General features: G+C 42.9%; 11 protein-coding genes. 10 read left to right on the top strand and 1 reads right to left on the bottom strand.

Annotated features, from left to right (window positions below; genetic code table 11):
* Positions 1–139 precede the first annotated feature (139 nt).
* The 4 genes from smc to B158_RS0108865 are packed head-to-tail and all read left to right on the top strand — an operon-like array spanning position 140 to position 7315.
* Complete coding sequence (smc, locus tag B158_RS0108880; protein ID WP_018625022.1) at positions 140–3637, top strand: chromosome segregation protein SMC; 3498 nt, start codon at positions 140–142, stop codon at positions 3635–3637.
* Positions 3638–3668: 31 nt separating this feature from the next.
* Positions 3669–4694 (top strand): cell division protein ZipA, encoded by a 1026-nt coding sequence (gene zipA, locus B158_RS0108875; RefSeq protein WP_018625021.1) that lies wholly within the window; start codon positions 3669–3671, stop codon positions 4692–4694.
* Positions 4695–4723: 29 nt separating this feature from the next.
* Complete coding sequence (gene ligA / locus B158_RS0108870) at positions 4724–6739, top strand: NAD-dependent DNA ligase LigA (protein ID WP_018625020.1); 2016 nt, start codon at positions 4724–4726, stop codon at positions 6737–6739.
* Positions 6740–6748: 9 nt separating this feature from the next.
* Positions 6749–7315 (top strand): histidine phosphatase family protein, encoded by a 567-nt coding sequence (locus B158_RS0108865; protein ID WP_018625019.1) that lies wholly within the window; start codon positions 6749–6751, stop codon positions 7313–7315.
* A gap of 75 nt (positions 7316–7390) precedes the next feature.
* Here the strand turns inward: B158_RS0108865 and rne are convergent, their stop codons facing one another.
* On the bottom strand, positions 7391–10204 hold the full coding sequence (rne, locus tag B158_RS0108860) for a ribonuclease E (RefSeq protein WP_026309335.1): 2814 nt from the start codon (positions 10202–10204) through the stop codon (positions 7391–7393).
* Between the two features lie 609 nt (positions 10205–10813).
* On the opposite strand from rne, the gene rluC reads away from it, so the two are divergent.
* The 6 genes from rluC to pgaD all read left to right on the top strand — a co-directional run bounded on the left by rluC (position 10814) and on the right by pgaD (position 18783).
* Positions 10814–11764: a 23S rRNA pseudouridine(955/2504/2580) synthase RluC gene (gene rluC, locus B158_RS0108855; RefSeq protein ID WP_018625017.1), complete on the top strand. Its 951-nt coding sequence runs from the start codon at positions 10814–10816 to the stop codon at positions 11762–11764.
* Positions 11761–12399, top strand: coding sequence for an HAD-IIIA family hydrolase (locus B158_RS0108850; RefSeq protein ID WP_018625016.1), 639 nt, complete (start codon positions 11761–11763; stop codon positions 12397–12399). The genes rluC and B158_RS0108850 overlap by 4 nt, the downstream gene beginning before the upstream one ends.
* Before the next feature lie 173 nt (positions 12400–12572).
* Entirely contained in the window at positions 12573–15101 is a 2529-nt protein-coding gene (gene pgaA, locus B158_RS0108845; protein WP_018625015.1) for a poly-beta-1,6 N-acetyl-D-glucosamine export porin PgaA, read from the top strand.
* Positions 15101–17080, top strand: a complete 1980-nt coding sequence (gene pgaB / locus B158_RS0108840; protein WP_018625014.1) for a poly-beta-1,6-N-acetyl-D-glucosamine N-deacetylase PgaB — start codon at positions 15101–15103, stop codon at positions 17078–17080. Before pgaA ends, pgaB begins: the two co-directional genes overlap by 1 nt.
* Positions 17073–18335, top strand: a complete 1263-nt coding sequence (gene pgaC, locus B158_RS0108835; protein WP_018625013.1) for a poly-beta-1,6-N-acetyl-D-glucosamine synthase — start codon at positions 17073–17075, stop codon at positions 18333–18335. The genes pgaB and pgaC overlap by 8 nt, the downstream gene beginning before the upstream one ends.
* Positions 18328–18783 carry a poly-beta-1,6-N-acetyl-D-glucosamine biosynthesis protein PgaD gene (pgaD, locus tag B158_RS0108830; protein ID WP_018625012.1) on the top strand — a complete coding sequence of 152 codons (456 nt, stop codon included), beginning with the start codon at positions 18328–18330 and terminating at the stop codon, positions 18781–18783. Before pgaC ends, pgaD begins: the two co-directional genes overlap by 8 nt.

Raw genomic sequence — 18783 nt, 5'->3', positions numbered from 1 at the left:
GGATGAAAATAATTTACACTTAAACGCTTTAGATTATAACCCTGCAAATGTAACAGGGCCTTTCATACAATTAATAATATTGCCAGTTCGTTCAGAATGTTGGGTTGGCTTTTGACTAAAAAATAGACGAATAACATAGATGCGATTAAAACAAATTAAATTAGCAGGTTTTAAATCATTCGTAGATCCAACCACGGTATCCTTGCCGAGCAACCTGACCGCCATTGTCGGGCCTAATGGTTGTGGTAAGTCGAATCTTATTGATGCGGTACGTTGGGTAATGGGCGAGTCATCTGCAAAAAACCTTCGTGGTGATGCAATGACCGACGTCATTTTTAATGGCTCAACGGGGCGTAAACCAGTCGGCCAGGCCAGTATTGAGCTGGTTTTTGACAATTCTGACGGAACGGTACAGGGCGAGTTTGCCAACTATAACGAAATTTCAGTTAAGCGTATGGTTAACCGCGAAGCTCAATCAAGCTATTTCTTGAACGGTACTCGCTGTCGACGCAAAGATATCACCGATATTTTCCTGGGAACCGGTCTTGGCCCACGCAGTTATGCGATTATCGAGCAGGGCATGATCTCTCGCCTGATCGAATCTAAACCGCATGAATTACGAATTTTTCTCGAAGAAGCCGCTGGTATCTCAAAGTATAAAGAACGTCGTAAAGAAACTGAAAATCGCATTCGACACACCCGTGATAATTTAGACCGATTAACCGATTTACGAGAAGAGCTAGGTAAACAGCTCTCTCACCTTAAGCGTCAGGCCACCTCAGCCGAACGATATAAAGAATACAAAGCTGAAGAGCGTGAACTGAAAGCTCAGTTAGCGGCAATTCGTTGGCAGACCTTCAACACTAAAATAGAAGCTCTGGATGATGCGATCCAGAAAATGGAAACGGAAGTTGAAGCCAAAATTGCCGATCAACGTCACGCCGACAGTGAAATCGAAAAGTCACGCGAGCTGCACATTGAATTAACAGATGCACATAGTGAAGTGCAGGGGCGCTTCTATGGTATAGGTGCAGACATTGCTCGTTTGGAGCAGGCCATCGAGCATGCCCGCCAGCAAAAATCTCAATTACTGGAAGATAAGGCGCAGGTACAAAGTTCATTAGATAAGCTTCGCGAGCAGTTGCGATTCGATGAATCTAAACTTGAAGAATTAATGACTGAGTTGTTGCAATCTGAACCAGATCTGGAATTGAAAACAGAACAGGTTGAAGAGCAGCAACAACAGCTACAGGATATGGAAGAAGATATGCGCCTGTGGCAACAGGACTGGGATGTCTTCAACCAGCAGGCTCACGCCAATGCGCAGAAAACCGAAGTGGAAAAAACTCGCATACAGCATCTTGAGTCACATATTGCACGCTATACCAAACGTCTTGAAGATATCCGCGCTGAAATCAATCAGCAAGAATCCAGTCCGATGGAAAATGATCTGGTTGAGATAGCTAAAGAATTAAGCCTGGCTGAAGAACAGTCAGAACGTCTAGAAGAAGAAGTCTCTAATGCGGTTGAGCAAATCAATCAGATTCGTCAGCAACAGCGTGAGCATAATCAAAAGCTCGAAATTTCACGAAAAGATCTGCGTGGCCTTGAGTCTCGCAAGATTTCTTTGGAAGCATTGCAAAGTGCTGCCCTTGGAGGTCAAAGCGAAGAGTCTGTTAACTGGTTAAAGCAACAGGGTCTGGATGCAAAGTCTCGCCTTGCCCAAAATATCTCCGTTGATTCTGGCTGGGAGTTAGCTGCCGAAACAGTATTGGGTGAAAATCTTGAAGCCGTTGTTGTAAACGATAGCTACGAATTTGCAAGCTCACTGGCGGAGCTTGCCAGCGGTAAGTTGATTTTAATTTCTGATAGTTCATCTGCTGGCAGTTACCCCGATACCTTACACAGTAAAATCAAAGGTGCAGATGCTCTTGCAGGTCAGTTAAGCAAGGTTAAAGTTGCTAACTCGTTAGAGCAGGCGATGAGTATTCGTGCTCAGCTTGCAGATGATGAGTCGGTGATTACTCAAGATGGATTATGGTTAGGTAAAAGTTGGCTAAGAGTTGCAAAGCAGTCGGAACAGGGCGCTGGTATTCTTGAACGTGAAGCCGAACTTAATGAGCTGATTGAAAAGATTGAGCAACAGGAAGCTGTGCTTGCTGAGCACGAACAAACCAAAGAGCGTCTCGCTGAACAGTTATCCGAACAGGAACAGTTGTGGCAATCGAAGCAGTCACAACTCGCTCAAGCCAGTAGAACATATAGCGAGCTTCGTGCAAAAGTGGGCTCACAGCAGGCAAAACTTGAGCAGGCTAAAAATCGTCTTGAGCGATTACAGAAAGAACAGCGCGACGTGATGCAGCAGCTTCAGGACGACGAAGAGTTGCTAGCGAAAAGCCGTCAGCAGATTGAGCTGATGGTTGACAGTATGGCTGACGATAATGAACGCCGCGAAAAGATGACTGCAGAGCGTGAAGAGAAGCGTGCTCAATTAGAAGCCAAAAGACAGCAGGCACGTCAAGTTAAGGACGAACAGCATCAATTAGCGATTCGAGTCAGTGCCGTTAAAGCAGAAGTCAATTCAACTCGTGCTGGATTTGAGCGGGTTAATTCACAAATAGGTGAGTTGACGTCGCGCAAAGTAGAGCTTGAGAACCGACTGAGTTCTGAACAGGATCCTACTGAAGATTATCAAATTGAGCTTGAGCAGGCGTTAGAGAAGCGCTTGCTGGTGGAAGAAGAACTCAAACAGGCACGAAATAAGTTGTCAGAGATTGATGACAAAATGCGCAAGCTGGAGCGCCAGCGACACGAGTCGGAGCAACAAGCTCAGGGCGTTCGTTCTCGTCTGGAAAAATTGCGCATGGACTGGCAGGAAGCAAAAACTCGCCAGAATACTCAGTCAGAAATTCTTGCCGATGCCAAAGCTAATGTTGAAACCATTTTAGAAGAGTTGCCAGAAGAAGCTAATGAACAGCAATGGCTGAATCAGATCGAAGAAATTACCGGGAAGATTCAGCGTCTGGGTGCGATTAACTTAGCTGCTATCGAAGAGTTTAAAGCCGCTGAAGAACGCAAAACCTACCTTGACGCACAACATGAAGATCTTATCGAAGCACTCGAAACCTTAGAAAGTGCTATTCGTAAAATTGATCACGAAACCCGTACCCGCTTTAAAGAGACATTCGATAAAGTGAATAAGGGTGTGCAGGAACTATTCCCAAAAGTATTTGGCGGCGGTCATGCCTATCTTGAGTTAACGGGTGAAAACCTGCTTGATACAGGTGTTGCAGTGATGGCTCGTCCACCAGGCAAGCGAAACTCAACCATTCATCTATTGTCTGGTGGAGAGAAGGCATTGACCGCAATTTCATTGGTGTTCTCTATTTTCCGATTGAATCCGGCACCTTTCTGTATGCTGGATGAGGTTGATGCACCGCTGGATGATGCCAACGTTGGTCGCTATGCCAATCTGGTGAAAGAGATGAGCGATCAGGTTCAGTTCATTGCAATTACACACAATAAGATTGCAATGGAAATGGCACACAATCTATTAGGTGTTACTATGAGTGAACCAGGCGTTTCTCGCGTGGTTTCAGTGGACGTAGACGAAGCAGCTGCATTAGCCGCTTCTTAACAATTAATATAATGAATGAAAAGGTGAAGTGATGGACTTGCAGTTCACTTTGTTACTGATAATCGTAGGCTTAATTATTATTGGCTTTATTTACTTTGATGCAAAACGACGAAGTAAAGTCAGGCGAGAAAAAGTAGAGCGTGAGCTTTATGAACAGCGATTGGAGCAGCAGCGCGATAAGACGGGTTTTGATCCCGATGGTATTGGTGAAGTCAGAGTCGTCGGCAAAAAGTCAGATTCAACTACTGCTCATAGTCAGGAAGCTAGCTCAAATAATGCAACGACTTCTACGATTGCTGCCCATGATGTTGAGGAGCAAATGTCTCAACCTGTTGGTTCAGAAGATATTGCGCAAACTCAGGCCACAAAACCTATGACCTCTGACAATGAGCAGAGTAGGGTTTTATCGAATGATGTGAACGAACATAAAGATCCCATTATAGATGAAGACAATATTCCCGTTCTTGATGATGCATTGTTTGAATTCACCAGCGAGCACTTCAAGCGTGAAGCCGCTAAAGAAACTGTTAAGTCCGAACCAAAAGTTGAGTCTAAGCCAGAGCAACCAAAGCAAACATCACTTTTTGAAGACGTAGAAGAAGAAAAACCTGCGGTCGAAGTTGAACCAGACCTGATTTTCTCACTGTACGTGGTTGCGCCACAGGAGAAGCCTTATCACGGTCCGGAATTGGTGCAAACTCTTGTTGAGCAAGGTATGCGACATGGTGATATGGATATTTTCCATCGTCATGCCCAGGCAAATGGTCGTGGTGCGGTTCAGTTCAGTCTAGCCAATGCATTTGAACCTGGCATTTTTGATTTAGATGACATCGATAATTTGCATTCAAAAGGGCTGGCATTGTTTATGACACTGCCAGGACCTAAAAAGCCTATGCAAGCTTATGAATTGATGGTTAAAACCGCGCAAGCTATTACGCAACAATTGGGCGGACGTATTCTTGATGGAAGTCGAAGTAATTTTAGTCGTCAGATTGAAACCCACCACAAAGAACAAATCAGCGAGTTTGAACGTCGACAGCTGCTCAATAAACATTAATCCAACCAATTCCAACATAGACGAGAGTCATGAGTCACAACAAGTCTGAAATTGAAAAGCGCGTAGCAGAGTTACGCGCTACACTCGATAATTATAATTACCAATATTACGTTCTTGATCATCCAACAGTTCCAGATGCCGAATATGATCGATTGCTTCGTGAGTTACAGCAAATAGAAACAGAGCATCCAGAACTGGTTTCAACTGACTCACCAACCCAGCGGGTCGGCGCAAAGCCAGATAATGGCTTTGAGGAAGTGACTCATGAGTTACCCATGTTGTCTCTTGATAATGCTATGACTGATGAAGAGCTGGTGAGTTTCGACAAGCGGATTAAAGACCGTTTAAAGTCATCCGCCGACATTGAGTATGTCTGCGAACCTAAGCTGGATGGTCTGGCCGTAAGCTTATTGTATGAGAATGGGCAGTTGGTCAGAGGCGCAACACGCGGCGATGGCACAACCGGCGAAAATATCACGTTAAACGTCAGAACCATACAAGCTATTCCGTTGAAGTTACGTGGTGAGCATATCCCTGAGAGGATTGAAATTCGTGGCGAAGTATTTATGCCAAAGTCGGTATTCGAAGCGCTAAATGATCAAGCTAGGGAGCAGGGCGGTAAAACCTTCGCTAATCCCCGCAATGCAGCTGCAGGCAGTCTGCGTCAATTAGATCCATCAATTACGGCTAAACGAAAGCTATCATTTTATGCCTACTCAATGGGCCTTGTCTCTGATGATTATGAATTAGAAGATTCTCATTACGGTCGGTTGCAACAGATTAAAAATTTGGGTTTACCTGTTAGTGAAGAGGTCAAAGTCGTCAAGGGCGCCGACGGTTGTCAGGATTACCATCAGTCGATATTGCAGAAACGAGATAAATTGGCATACGAAATTGATGGAGTCGTCAATAAGGTTAATTCTATTGAACTTCAGGAAGAACTTGGTTTTGTAGCTCGGGCTCCTCGTTGGGCCATTGCTCATAAGTTTCCTGCTCAGGAAGAAATGACCCAGTTGCTCGGTGTCGATTTTCAGGTTGGACGTACTGGCGCATTAACGCCCGTTGCTAGGCTTGAGCCTGTTTCTGTGGGTGGCGTCACCGTTAGTAACGCTACGTTACATAACATGGATGAAATTGCACGACTTGATGCTCGTATTGGTGACACAGTTATTATTCGCCGCGCTGGTGATGTCATTCCTCAAGTTGTTAGCGTTATTCTTGAAAAGCGACCATCTGATGCCGAAGAAATTTTAACACCCACCAATTGTCCCGTCTGCGACTCGCCAGTTGAAAGAACCGAAGGCGAAGCGGTTATTCGATGTACTGGTGGCTTAATTTGTTCCGCGCAACGTAATGAATCCATCAAGCATTTTGCATCACGCAAGGCCATGGATATTGATGGCCTCGGTGATAAGCTGGTAGAGATTTTTGCTGAGAAGGAGATGATTAACACAATCAGCGACCTCTATCGATTAAAGGCCAGTGATATTGCTGCTCTTGATCGTATGGGTGAGAAGTCCGCGGAGAATCTTATTAACGCTTTAGAGCTCAGTAAAAGTACCACTTTGCCAAAGTTTTTATACTCACTGGGTATTCGTGAAGTTGGCGAGGTGACTGCAAAGAATATCGCTAATCACTTTTGTTCGCTGGATGGAATCATTGCAGCCAGTCAGGCAGAGCTTGAGTCAGTGCCAGATGTGGGACCAATTGTCGCGCACCACATTCGAGCCTTTTTTGATAATGAAGAAAACATTGAGCAAATCAATGAATTGAAGCAGTTAGGTGTCAACTGGCCTGATATAGAAAAGAAATCTGATGATGACTTACCACTCAAGGGCAAGACTTATGTCATTACGGGTACTCTAGAAGGCATCAGTAGAAGCGAAGCAAAATCAAAACTTGAAGAGTTGGGAGCAAAGGTCTCAGGCTCCGTTTCCAGTAAAACCACAGCGTTAATAGCCGGTGCAAGTGCTGGTAGTAAATTGAAAAAGGCGCAAGAGCTAGGCGTAGAAGTTCTTGACCAGACGTTTCTCGATAATCTTTAGGAGATATGAATGAAGCCAATAAAAACCATTTTGCTAGCTTCTGGCTTATTGACTAGCTTTTCATTGTTGGCTAAAGAAACCGCAGAATGTCAAAACTACGAGGTTTTTGTTATGCGACATCTGCCTAAAGAGGTATCAACAGAATTACCTGTTAATAAAGATCCAGAGCTTAGTATTCTTGGCAAGGAAATGGCTATTCAATTATCGGAACTATCATTCATGAGTAAGATTGATGCCGCTTTTTCCACTGATTATCTTAGAACTAAACAATCAATAAATCCTTCAGCGAAAAAATATGACTTTGATGTTTATATTTACGATCCAAGCAATAACCCATTACTTGTAGAGAGAGTTTATAAGGAATACTGTGGTAAGAGTATTATGATTATCGGCCACTCAAACACTGTTCCAAGTATAGTTACTTCTTTTGGAGGTCATTTTGAGGTAACTTTTGCAGGGCAGGATTTGAAACAGGATACTCAAGTTTTTTTAGCAGAAAATGATTACGGTGCCATCTTTCACATCAAGAATGAACAAGGAAATGTGCACCAAAGATTGATAACGATTGCTCAATGACTTTTTACTAAAAGTGTATATCTAATAAAAAAGGAGGCGATTATGCCTCCTTTTTTTCTATCTCACCCTTAGCTTTTACGCATCACTTAAAGAGCTGGTTTTAGCTGCTGGGCTGTTGCTGTGCTTATCACTGCTGTCTTCAATATCAGAAGTGATAATGTCACTATCTGAGAATTGATAAGGCTTTGGCGTGAATGCTGCTGATACGACTGTATCTGTAGTTACAGCTTTTGCCATTGGCGCTGAAGCATGAGTTGATTCATGTTTCTTTGCAACCAAATTCTCAGTTGATTGGCTAGAGTCCGACTCTGCTTTAGATGCATTACTTTTGGCATTATCATCATTTTCAGGAGATGGTTTTGCCAAGTTAGCTTCTTGCTGGATGTCAGAGCTTGGTTGAGGTTTCTCATTTGCCGCTTCAACATCTTTATTCACAAATGGCTCAACAGTTTCTGCATCTAATGTTTTAGCAACAGGCTCAGCTTTGACTTGCTCTGATGCTGCCTTAGGCTTAGATGAAGTAGACTGCTCAATATTAGAATCATTAGCTGCTTGTTGCGCAGGTGCATCTGGTTCTACATTACTCGCCTTTTTGTCTTTAGTGTAACCCATAACGTCAGTAATACTGCGCTCTAAAGATTTATGGGCTTTATACACAATAATGTCTTCTGCTTGAGCTTTACTCTTAGGAGTGCGTTCCTTTGCAGGTTTTTCATTACCAGTTTTACCTTGCTTTGTAGCCGGCTTACTCTCAGCAACTTCAGCTTGAGGCTGTTTACCTTTTATCGCTGAGCGAACTGAAGGTTTTTTCTGTTGTTGAGCTTGCTCTTTGTTAGGACTTGATTGTTGCTCCTGAGCTGGCTTATTACCTTGTTGAGCTTCAGCCATACGCTCAGCACGTGTTTTACGCGGAGGACGCTTAGCTTCAGGTTGCTGCTCTTTTTTCTGTTCATGCTTTGGTTCTTGTTTATGAGCAGCCTGCTGTTTTCTTTGCGGCTTGTCTTGTTGTTTCTTTTGTGGGCGACCACCAGACTTTTGTTGCGGCTTCTCTTTATCATCCCGCTGTTCCTGCTGCTGATTGCGGTTTTGATTACGGCCTTTCTGGTTGTTGCGCTTTTTACCCTGGTAGCGGTTATTACGGCCACGATTATTACGGTCGTATTTACCACGGTTATTTTGTGATTTTTTGGTTTTCTTTTTCTTGTCATCACTGTCGCCAAATAAAGCAGTCCAAAGTCGTTTAAATAGACCGGGCTTTTTCTTCTTGACTGGTTTACTTGGTGCTGGCGGTGGAGTCGTTGGTTTAACGCCTTTTAGTGCTGGCTGATCACTTGCAGGTGCTGCTTGAGTGCTGCTTCTTACCAATTCAACCTGTGGCGCATCACCAATTAGACTGTAGCTGGCATCCTCTAAGGTTTCGCCAGCTTTGACGCGTAACACTTCATAATGAGGTGTTTCCAGGTAAGGATTTGGTACTACCACCAGGCGAACTTTTTGACGCTTTTCGATTTGCTCGATTTTTCGACGCTTTTCATTCAACAGGAATGTGGCAACTTCTACTGGAACTAAAGCCTGAACCTCTGCGGTAGACTCTTTCATTGCTTCGTCTTCCATTAGACGCAGAATAGAAAGGGCCAGTGAGTCGGTACCACGAATAACGCCTGAACCAGTACAACGTGGACAGACGTGTTGGCTTGATTCTTCCAATGATGGACGCAAGCGTTGGCGTGACATTTCTAGCAAACCAAAACGAGAAATGCGACCAATCTGAATTCTTGCGCGATCACGAGCAACTGATTCTTTTAATACTCGCTCAACTTCACGTTGGTTACGGGGAGGCCCCATGTCGATGAAGTCGATAACAATTAAGCCTCCAATATCACGCAAGCGTAATTGGCGGGCAATTTCTTCAGCAGCTTCTACGTTAGTGTGTAGAGCCGTTTCTTCAATATCTCCACCCTTGGTTGCGCGGGCAGAGTTAATATCGATTGATAACAGAGCTTCTGTTTGGTCAAAAACGACTGAGCCACCGGATGGAAGTCTTACTTCGCGTTGGAAGGCGCTTTCAATCTGGCTTTCAACCTGGTAACGGTTGAATAAAGGGATTTCATCGCGATACAGCTTAACCTTGTTCACAAAGTCAGGACGCTGGTACTGAAGTTCAGTTTTTACACGCTCATAAACTTCCTGGCGATCAATGATAATTTCACCGATATCAGGACGCAGATAATCACGGATTGCTCGAGTGATTACGTCAGATTCCTGAGTAATTAAGAAAGGAGCAGGGCGGGTGCCAGCAACTTGTTTAATGCCATTCCAGGTATCGATCAAGTAGTTGAAATCGTATTGGATTTCTTCGAGGCTTTTGCCAATACCTGCGGTACGAACGATGCAGCCCATACCATTAGGTACAGGAAGTTGACTCATAACCTGCTTAAGTTCGGCACGCTCTTCACCTTCGATACGGCGTGATATACCGCCAGCGCGAGGATTGTTTGGCATCAGAACCAGGTAACTGCCGGCCAGACTGATTGATGTAGTTAAGGCTGCGCCTTTGTTACCACGCTCTTCTTTATCAATCTGAACAATGATTTCCTGGCCTTCTTTAAGGGCATCTTTAATGGTAGGGCGACCACGCGATGGGGCATTATGCATATATTCGCGGGCGACTTCTTTTAGAGGAAGGAAGCCATGGCGTTCTGCGCCATAGTCCACAAAAGCGGCTTCAAGGCTCGGCTCGATACGAGTGACCTTGCCTTTGTAGATGTTACCTTTTTTTTGTTCTCTTCCTGCCAGTTCGATATCTAAATCATACAAACGCTGGCCATCCACCAGCGCAACACGCAACTCTTCATGATGATTCGTTGCGTTAATCAACATACGTCTCATTTGTTATTAACTCTCAATTTCTGCGGACACAGGAAGAGTTAGCAAGAATATTAGGAATAGGGGTTAAAAACCCAGCAAGCCTTTAAAAACAAGGGGTTTTTATTGTGAGTTTCTGTAAGTTCAGTATCTTAAACTGCCTTTTCATCACTAATTTGACTGTTAAACCTATTGATTTCCTGTTTGGCTATTCCACGTCTTACCGCTTTTTGTGCGCGAAAGAAGCCAAACTAACCAAGTAACGTGAACGTTTATTCTTATAAACGTTTGTTATGCTACTCTACAATTCTGCTATTTTCCGGTGACCGGCTTTATAAAATCATTTCAACTTTTATGGTATTTCAGCTTTTACGTTTCTCATCTCTTGTTTAGAGTTGTCTAACGTTTGTGCTGATTAAATACCTACATATAAGATGTTGTTTGCTTCCTTTTCCTTAGAGGCCTATTGGTAACAGACCCAAGCTTTGCTTGTTTAAGGCGGAAGGAGCGACACCAGGCGCTCTTTCGGAGCATATAGCTCAGTTCGGCATTATAGACTGCTTATATATACAGGGCAATCTTTTGTTGATTTAAGCTATTGATTTGGCGTGTTTTCAGGTATAGTTGCGCCCGATGAACAATGAATCCCGTCCAAAAGTCCAATTTGTTGAAGTGCAGACTGAAGAAGCTGGTCAGCGCATCGATAACTTTTTGCTAAAAAAGCTGAAAGGCGTTCCTAAATCTCGTATCTATAAAATGCTTAGAAAAGGCGAAGTCCGTGTTAATAAAGGGCGCGTTAAAGCTGAATACAAGATTGAAGAGGGGGATTCGGTACGTATCCCGCCTGTCAAAACCACCAATACTGAAACAGAAGTCCCTGTTAACCTGAATATCGTTCAGGATCTCGAAAACGCTATTCTGTATGAAGATAAGCGCCTGATTGTATTGAATAAGCCGCATGGTATGGCAGTTCATGGCGGTAGCGGCATGAGTTTCGGGGTTATCGAAGCGCTACGTGCCTTAAGACCAGAGGCACCATTTTTAGAGCTAGTTCATAGACTTGACCGCGATACTTCAGGTTGTCTATTAATTGCTAAAAAACGAAGTACGCTGCGCTTTTTGCATGAACAGCTGCAAAAGAAACTGATGAGTAAGCAATATTGGGCATTAGTGGAAGGTAAGTGGCCTGCTAAGTTAAAACATATTGATTATCCGTTGGCGAAACATCATTTAAAGTCAGGCGAAAGAATTGTTAGAGTGACCGAGGGTGGTAAACCATCATTAACTTCATTCAGTGTTGTCGAAAACTTTAAAGACTTTACGCTGGTATCAGCAGAGCCTGTTACCGGTCGAACACATCAAATTCGTGTCCATGCTCAGCAGGCAGGGCACCCATTAGTTGGTGATCCTAAATACGGTAATGATGAGATAACTGAGCGTTTCAAACAGCAAGGTCTCTCAGGACGTTTGTTCCTTCATGCCTATTCCTTGACGTTTAAAGTGACTCCTGAAGACAAGGCTATTAAGGTAGAGGCTCCTTTACCGGAAGATTTACAGAAAATGTTGGAGTATTTACGTCGATGATATCAAAGCAAACCCGATTAATTGTTTTTGACTGGGATGGTACTTTGATGGATTCAACAGGGCGGATTGTTTCAGCAATGCAGACAACGGCTACAAATTTAAAATTGCCTGTCCCTTCCGTTGATGATGTGCGCGGTATAATTGGCCTAAATCTAACTGAGTGCTACCGACGCTTATTCCCGGAAGTTGACGATCACGACTGGATCACTAAAGAATATCGTTACCAATACGTGGAAGGTGATCCAACCCCAAGCCCGCTATTTGAAGGTACGGCTGAAACCCTTGAGCATCTCAAAAGCCAGGGGCATTTAATTGCAGTCGCGACCGGTAAGGCAAGAGAAGGCCTTGAGAGGGTATTAAATGACTCTGGACTGAAGTCAATGTTTGATGTGACTATCGCCAGCGATGAAGCACAGGGTAAGCCTCATCCGGAAATGCTTAATAAATTAATGGCTCACACCAAAACCAGCCCTGAGCAATCGGTAATGGTCGGTGATACGACATTTGATTTGGAAATGGCTAGAAAGGCTGGAATGCCGAGCATCGGCGTAACTTTTGGCGCTCATACCATTGAGATGTTACGAAGTTGTCAGCCTAAGGCCATTATTGATGATATCCGACAACTTAAAGGCTAATATAGCAGGCCATAAAGAAAGTCACTTCTGTCAGCTTGTTTTACAAGATCGACCTTTAGTTTCATGAATCCACTGAGAAAACCTTGATCTAGTCCACAAAATTTATTGCTGCTTAAAAATAACTCAGTACAATGCGCGCTTGCATAGAATCATAAATAAATTTGGGATGCGCGTTGAAAACTAAGCTGGTACTTATACTGGCAGTTTATTCCTTTATCTTATATCCAGTTTATGGCTTTCAGGCTCAGCAGCGATCACAAATCGCTGAAACTCCTGACGCAACAGTAAAAGGAAATACTGCTTTTGATGAATTCAATAATGACTTGTCGATTAATTTAGTCGAGCAAGATTATGATCTTTGGGCATCCAAAACTAAGTCAGAATACCCAGACCTCACTGATAGAGCAGCTATCTATCGAAGAGTCCTCAACCAATTCCCAAAACACCGTAAATTGCAGGCTGACTATGTCACTGTACTGACCTGGAATAGCCAGTTTAGTGATGCATTGTCCTATTACTCAAATCAGCTGCTTAATCAGCAACTGCCTCATTATGCCTTAAACGCGGTAGCTATATCTGCCCGCGAAACCGGCAATTATGCGCTTTCTAAAAAGCTCTACTTACAAATATTAAAAGATGACTCTCAATACTATGACGCTATTTTAGGCTTGGCTGCTGTTGCCATTCGTGAGAATAATTTCGTTCAGGCAGAAGCTTATATTCAGAAGGTATTGGCTGTTGAGCCTGAGAATGAGGAGGGATTATCTTTATTAGCATTTCTATATAACCAGCAAAATAACAAAACTCTGGAGAAGGTTTCAGTTTATGACAAAATGCTGGAGCTGGCGCAAGACGACCAAGAAATTACTCGTCTTAAAACGCTGAATTTGCTTGAGCTTGGTTTGATTGCTCCTGCAAGTCGAGCAATGGAGAGTTCGCCAGAACTATACCTTACTGAAGACTGGATTAAGCTTAGAGCTGCGCAAAATACTAAATCTATTCGTCGAATTGCCAATGATGGCCGCTCTCGTGAAAATGAAGAGTTGGTCAATAAAGCATTTGATAACAACGATGAGTACCTGAAGCTGTTGCAAGGAAGCGACTCGACTACCGATAAGCAATTAGCATATGCATACGCTGATAGAGTTCTACTGCTAAATGCGCTCACACGACACAAGGAAGTTATCAGTCTCGCTCAACAGCAGAATCATCTAGTTCCTCAGATGCCAGATCATGGAGTACTTTCAATTACTGAATCTTACCTTGCAGAGCAAGAGCCGGATAACGCATTGGATGTTATTGATAATGGGTTTAACAATAATCAGATCGCAGCCAGTAATAAAGATGCTTTGCAGTTAGCTTATTATGCGGCTTTAGATATTGGTGCGCTCGTCACCGCTGAGGAATACCTAGAGACACTTATCAGTCAAAGTCCAGCTTGGTTATATTCTGCTGACAAACAAATTAAAAAGCCAAATCCTGACTATCAGACTGTTGCTTTGATGCAGGCAATGCACAAAGCCTACACCAATGATTTAGAAGGTGCAGAGGATGCACTGCAGAAGTTATTGGCCGTTGCACCTAATAATAATGAGTACCGATACAATCTGGCGAATGTATTACGCTGGAGAGGATTTGTTAAACGATCTAACCAGCAACTAACTCTCATTAAGGCTACCGACCCAGATTATCTTCCGCTTGAAATATCCCGTGCCTATAATTTTATTGCCTATCGACAGTTTCATGAAGCTAATCAATTAATCGAACAGTTTCCTGAAAAAGAACGCAACAATTCCGTTAAGAGGTTAATTGAGGATTATGATATTGCCACTGATGCAAGCTTCTATGCATCAACTTCAGGTGGTAACTCCAGTGGTTCGCAGTTTTCCAGTAATGACAGAAACTTTGAGCTGGCTGCCTACAGTCAATTACTCAATCATCATTGGCGAATGTTTAGCAAAGCGCAAAACAATCAGTCCAGTTTTTTTGGTGACAATGAAAACATTATGACAATTGGTATTGGCGGCCAATATATATCCAAGAGTTTTATATCGGAGCTTGAGCTCTTTAAAGTGGAAGAGCTTAATAGTGCTGAACTTGCTGGTAGCATTGAGTATTTCCATGGTGACTATTTAAGCTTTAATGCTGGCTATCAGTCATTTAATAAAGAAACACCGGTCAGAGCATTCTATAGTGGTGTGAGTTCTGATCTAAAGTCATTTAGCACAACTTATCGGCATAGCGACAAGCAAAGTTACTCAGCCAGTTGGAATCAGTCTGATTTCTCAGATGGTAATAAGCGTCAAACTTTCAGTATCTCTGGTTCGCAAGGTTTATTTCAGTCATTCAAGCAGCGTTTTAGCTTGAACGAATATTTATACCTTGAAGAAAACAGCGAAGATACGGACCGTCTCTATTTTAATCCAGAGTCTGCACTAGGCTTTTCTCTTACCGCCAATTATCAGCACCTGCTTTACAAGTACTCTGACTTGTCTTTATGGCATGGGATTAGCCTCGAAGCAGGAATTTATCAACAGAAAAACTTTAGCTCTGGTGATATCTGGAGCGCTCGCTATCAGCATCAGTGGCAATTAAGCAAACGCAGCTTCTTGAACTACTCAATTGGCTATAAGCAGCGTATTTACGACGGTCAAACAGAGTCTGGACCCGATTATAATTTAAGTTATGGAGTGACTTTCTGATGCGTCTTCAGACTTTTTCAGTTTATTGTCTATTAATATTTCTTTGGCTATTTCCCGTACAGACGATAGCCAATAATCAAGCTGCCAGTAGCTCTTTAATTCGGACTAATGGCGACTTCTTCGCTTTGTGTTATCACGATGTTAAGCCGCATGGTCTGACACTACAACAAACAGATGAAGGTACCGTTACAACTCGCCATTTAGTAGAACATTTCGAGTGGCTTAAAGACAATGGTTATACGGTTGTTAGCCTGGATGAAATTATTAAGGCAAAAAGCGGACAACAATCTTTGCCAGAGAAAGCAGTTCTTCTGACTTTTGACGATGGATATAAAAGCTTTTATACCCAGATTTTCCCGCTATTGAAGCTGTACAACTATCCGGCAACCTTTGCCGTTGTTACCAGCTGGATTGAAAGCGAAGAGCCTGTAAATTATGGCGGCGTAAAAAAGCCTGCGGATGATTTTTTAAGCTGGCAGCAGATACGAGAAATGCAGCAATCGGGCTTAATTGAAATTGCATCGCATAGCCATGATATGCACCGAGGACTGCAAGCAAATCCGCAAGGAAATACTCAACCTGCAGCGACTACCCGAGAGTTCTCAAGTGAAAGCTATGAGACTGATACCGCATTCCAGAAGAGAATCATTAAAGACTTAAAAACCAGTTATGACTTAATCGAGCAGAACACAGGTAAGGCTCCACGCGCGATTGTATGGCCCTATGGTAGTTACTCTGAGTATAGCTGGTCACTTGCCCAATCCATAGGGTACCAACAGTCCTTGGTTTTGGAGCAAGGAAAAAATGCTGTAAATGATAGCCATATTCAACGTCACTTAATCAGTGGTGATCCTTCCGATATTGAGTTGGGACTTATTCTTGAGCCATACAGTTACAAAACACCTCATCGTGCTGTTCATATTGATCTTGATTATGTCTATGACCCTGATCCAGTTCAGCAACATAAGAATTTAAGTTTACTGCTTGAGAGAGTCAAAGCCTTAAATATCACACATGTTTATTTGCAGGCTTTTGCTGATCCGGATGGTGACGGTAATGCATCGGCTCTATATTTTCCGAATCGTCATTTACCTGTGAGAGCCGATTTATTTAATCGAGTTGCCTGGCAACTTAAAACACGTTCCAACGTGAAAGTTTTAGCCTGGATGCCAGTTATGGCTTTTGATTTGGGAACAGACTTTTATCAAAGTCATGGTGTTAGGGAGTTAACTGAAAGCGGTATTAAACTCTCTGCAAATAATTATCAACGCTTGTCCATCTTTGATGATTCATCAAGACAGGTCATAAAGGATATTTATCACGATCTGGCTAAGCATAGTGCATTTGCAGGTGTGATTTTTCATGATGATGCTTTTCTCACCGACTTTGAAGACGTAAGTCCAGAAGCGCTTGATTACTACAGATCTCAAGGTCTGATGTTTGAGTTGGCAGAAGAGCTACGTTCTGAGCAGATGATAGATTCTTGGACAGAAGTAAAAACAAAAGCCTTAATTGATTTCACTGTAGAGCTTGCTGAGATTGTTCGACATCATAATGGTGAAACAATCACAGCTAGAAATATTTATGCTCAACCAATCATCAACAGCTTGGCGAAAAGATGGTTTGCTCAAGACTTAAAACTTTTTGCCGAGACTTATGACTTCAGTGCAGTCATGGCAATGCCATTTATGGAGCAGGCAGCTGATCCGCAAGCATGGTTCATGAATTTATTGATGCATATTGATAAACAGGTCAATAAAGACAAAGTGGTGATTGAATTACAAGCGTATGACTGGCTTAACCAGAAGCCAGTTCCCAATGTTGTTCTGTTAGAGCAAGTTAAACAGGCTATATTGGAGGGCTTTATCAACATTGCTTACTATCCAGATGATTTTATCAATAACCACCCAGAGTTAGAGCAGATCATTAAAGGCGTCTCTATTAACACCTTCCCACAAATGGAGGCGGTTTATGAATGATTTGATGAGCTCTATTTTTTCATTTGCCTTTTATTACCCATTATTCATGGCTTACGTGTGGATGATTGGCGCTATTTATTATCGCTTTCACTGGGAGCACGCAGCAGGTAAGTCCTACCTTGAGCCACCAGAGTTAAAAAGTTATCCGGGTGTTAGCATCTTATTGCCGTGTTTCAACGAGGGAGAACTGGCGCGCGAGACCATTGAGCGCTTATTTCAGCAGACCTATCCAAACTTTGAGGTCATAGCGGTTAATGATGGCAGTACTGATAACACCCGTGAAGTTCTAGATGAGCTTAGTGAAGAATTTGAAAACTTGCGTGTTATACACCTTGAGTCTAATCAGGGTAAAGCAATGGCCATGAACATGGCAGCCATGCTTTCAAAATATGAATATCTTGTAGGTATTGATGGCGATGCGATTCTGGAACCACATGCAGTTCATTGGTTAGTAAGCCATTTTATTAATGATGGCGGAACCAGGGTAGGGGCTGTTACAGGAAATCCGAGAGTGCGAAACCGCTCGACATTATTGGGCAAAATTCAGGTTGGTGAGTTTTCCTCAATCATTGGGTTAATTAAACGTGCGCAGAGAATTTATGGACGGATTTTTACTGTTTCAGGGGTAGTCTCTGCATTTCGAAAATCTGCGTTACACAGAATTGGTTATTGGACCACTGACATGATTACGGAAGACATTGATGTCAGCTGGCGGATGCAGTTGAACCACTGGGAAGTCCGTTATGAGCCTAATGCTTTGTGCTGGATTTTAATGCCTGAAACATTTTCAGGATTGTGGCGACAAAGGCTGCGTTGGGCGCAGGGCGGTATGGAAGTGTTTAAGCGTTATTTCAAACAGCTATTCAAATGGCGTAGCCGTCGGATGTGGATTGTTGCTGCTGAATACATTACCAGCGCAGTTTGGAGCTATGTTGTTGCGGCAATTTTTGTACTCTGGCTATTAGGTCTTGTAATCAATATTCCAGAGCCATTTCACATTGGAACCATCATTCCAGGCTGGAATGGTGTCATGTTGGCCATGACCTGTCTAATGCAGTTTGCAGTTAGTTTGGCAATTGATAGTCCATACGATAAAGGCTTGGGCAAATATTACTACTGGATGATCTGGTACCCGCTAGCCTATTGGTTAATCAATGTTATCACCGTGATCGTGGGGGTCCCGAAGGCATTACTAAGAGAAGAGGGAATTCGAGCTACATGGAAAAGTCCCGATAGAGGAATTAGAGATGAATGATTTAATTATTGATAAGCCCCACTCACTAAAAGCACATCATAAGGTGACCTACTTAAGTGTTACTTTTATTTTTTGGGCTATCATTTTTTATCTGTGGCAGCCGCTAATTAGCTTGGTTGCCTGGTATTTTGGGTTTGAACTATTTTATGACCACATGATTGAACTCGGTGGTTATAAAGAGTTTGCCAATATTTTATTGATATACCTACAGGTCATTGTATTGCTTGGGGTGGTGTTCTTAGCTTGGGCTAAAGTTAATGAGTTACGATTTAGAGGCAAAAGCCGTCGCAAGTTAGTTGCAGTTGTGACAGACAGTGATATTGCTTCATACTTTAAAGTTGAAGAAAAACAACTCAAAGAGCTGATGGAACAAAAAACTCTGTCGTTAGATATTTCCGACGACAGAGTTATTCAGTTTGAACCCAAAAAGAGCTTTAAGGTGGCTTAA

The organism is Kangiella aquimarina DSM 16071 (genome assembly GCF_000374105.1).
GTDB lineage: Bacteria > Pseudomonadota > Gammaproteobacteria > Enterobacterales > Kangiellaceae > Kangiella > Kangiella aquimarina.
The sequence above is the reverse complement of the archived record's forward strand: the minus strand, read 5'-3'. Positions and strand labels throughout refer to the sequence as shown.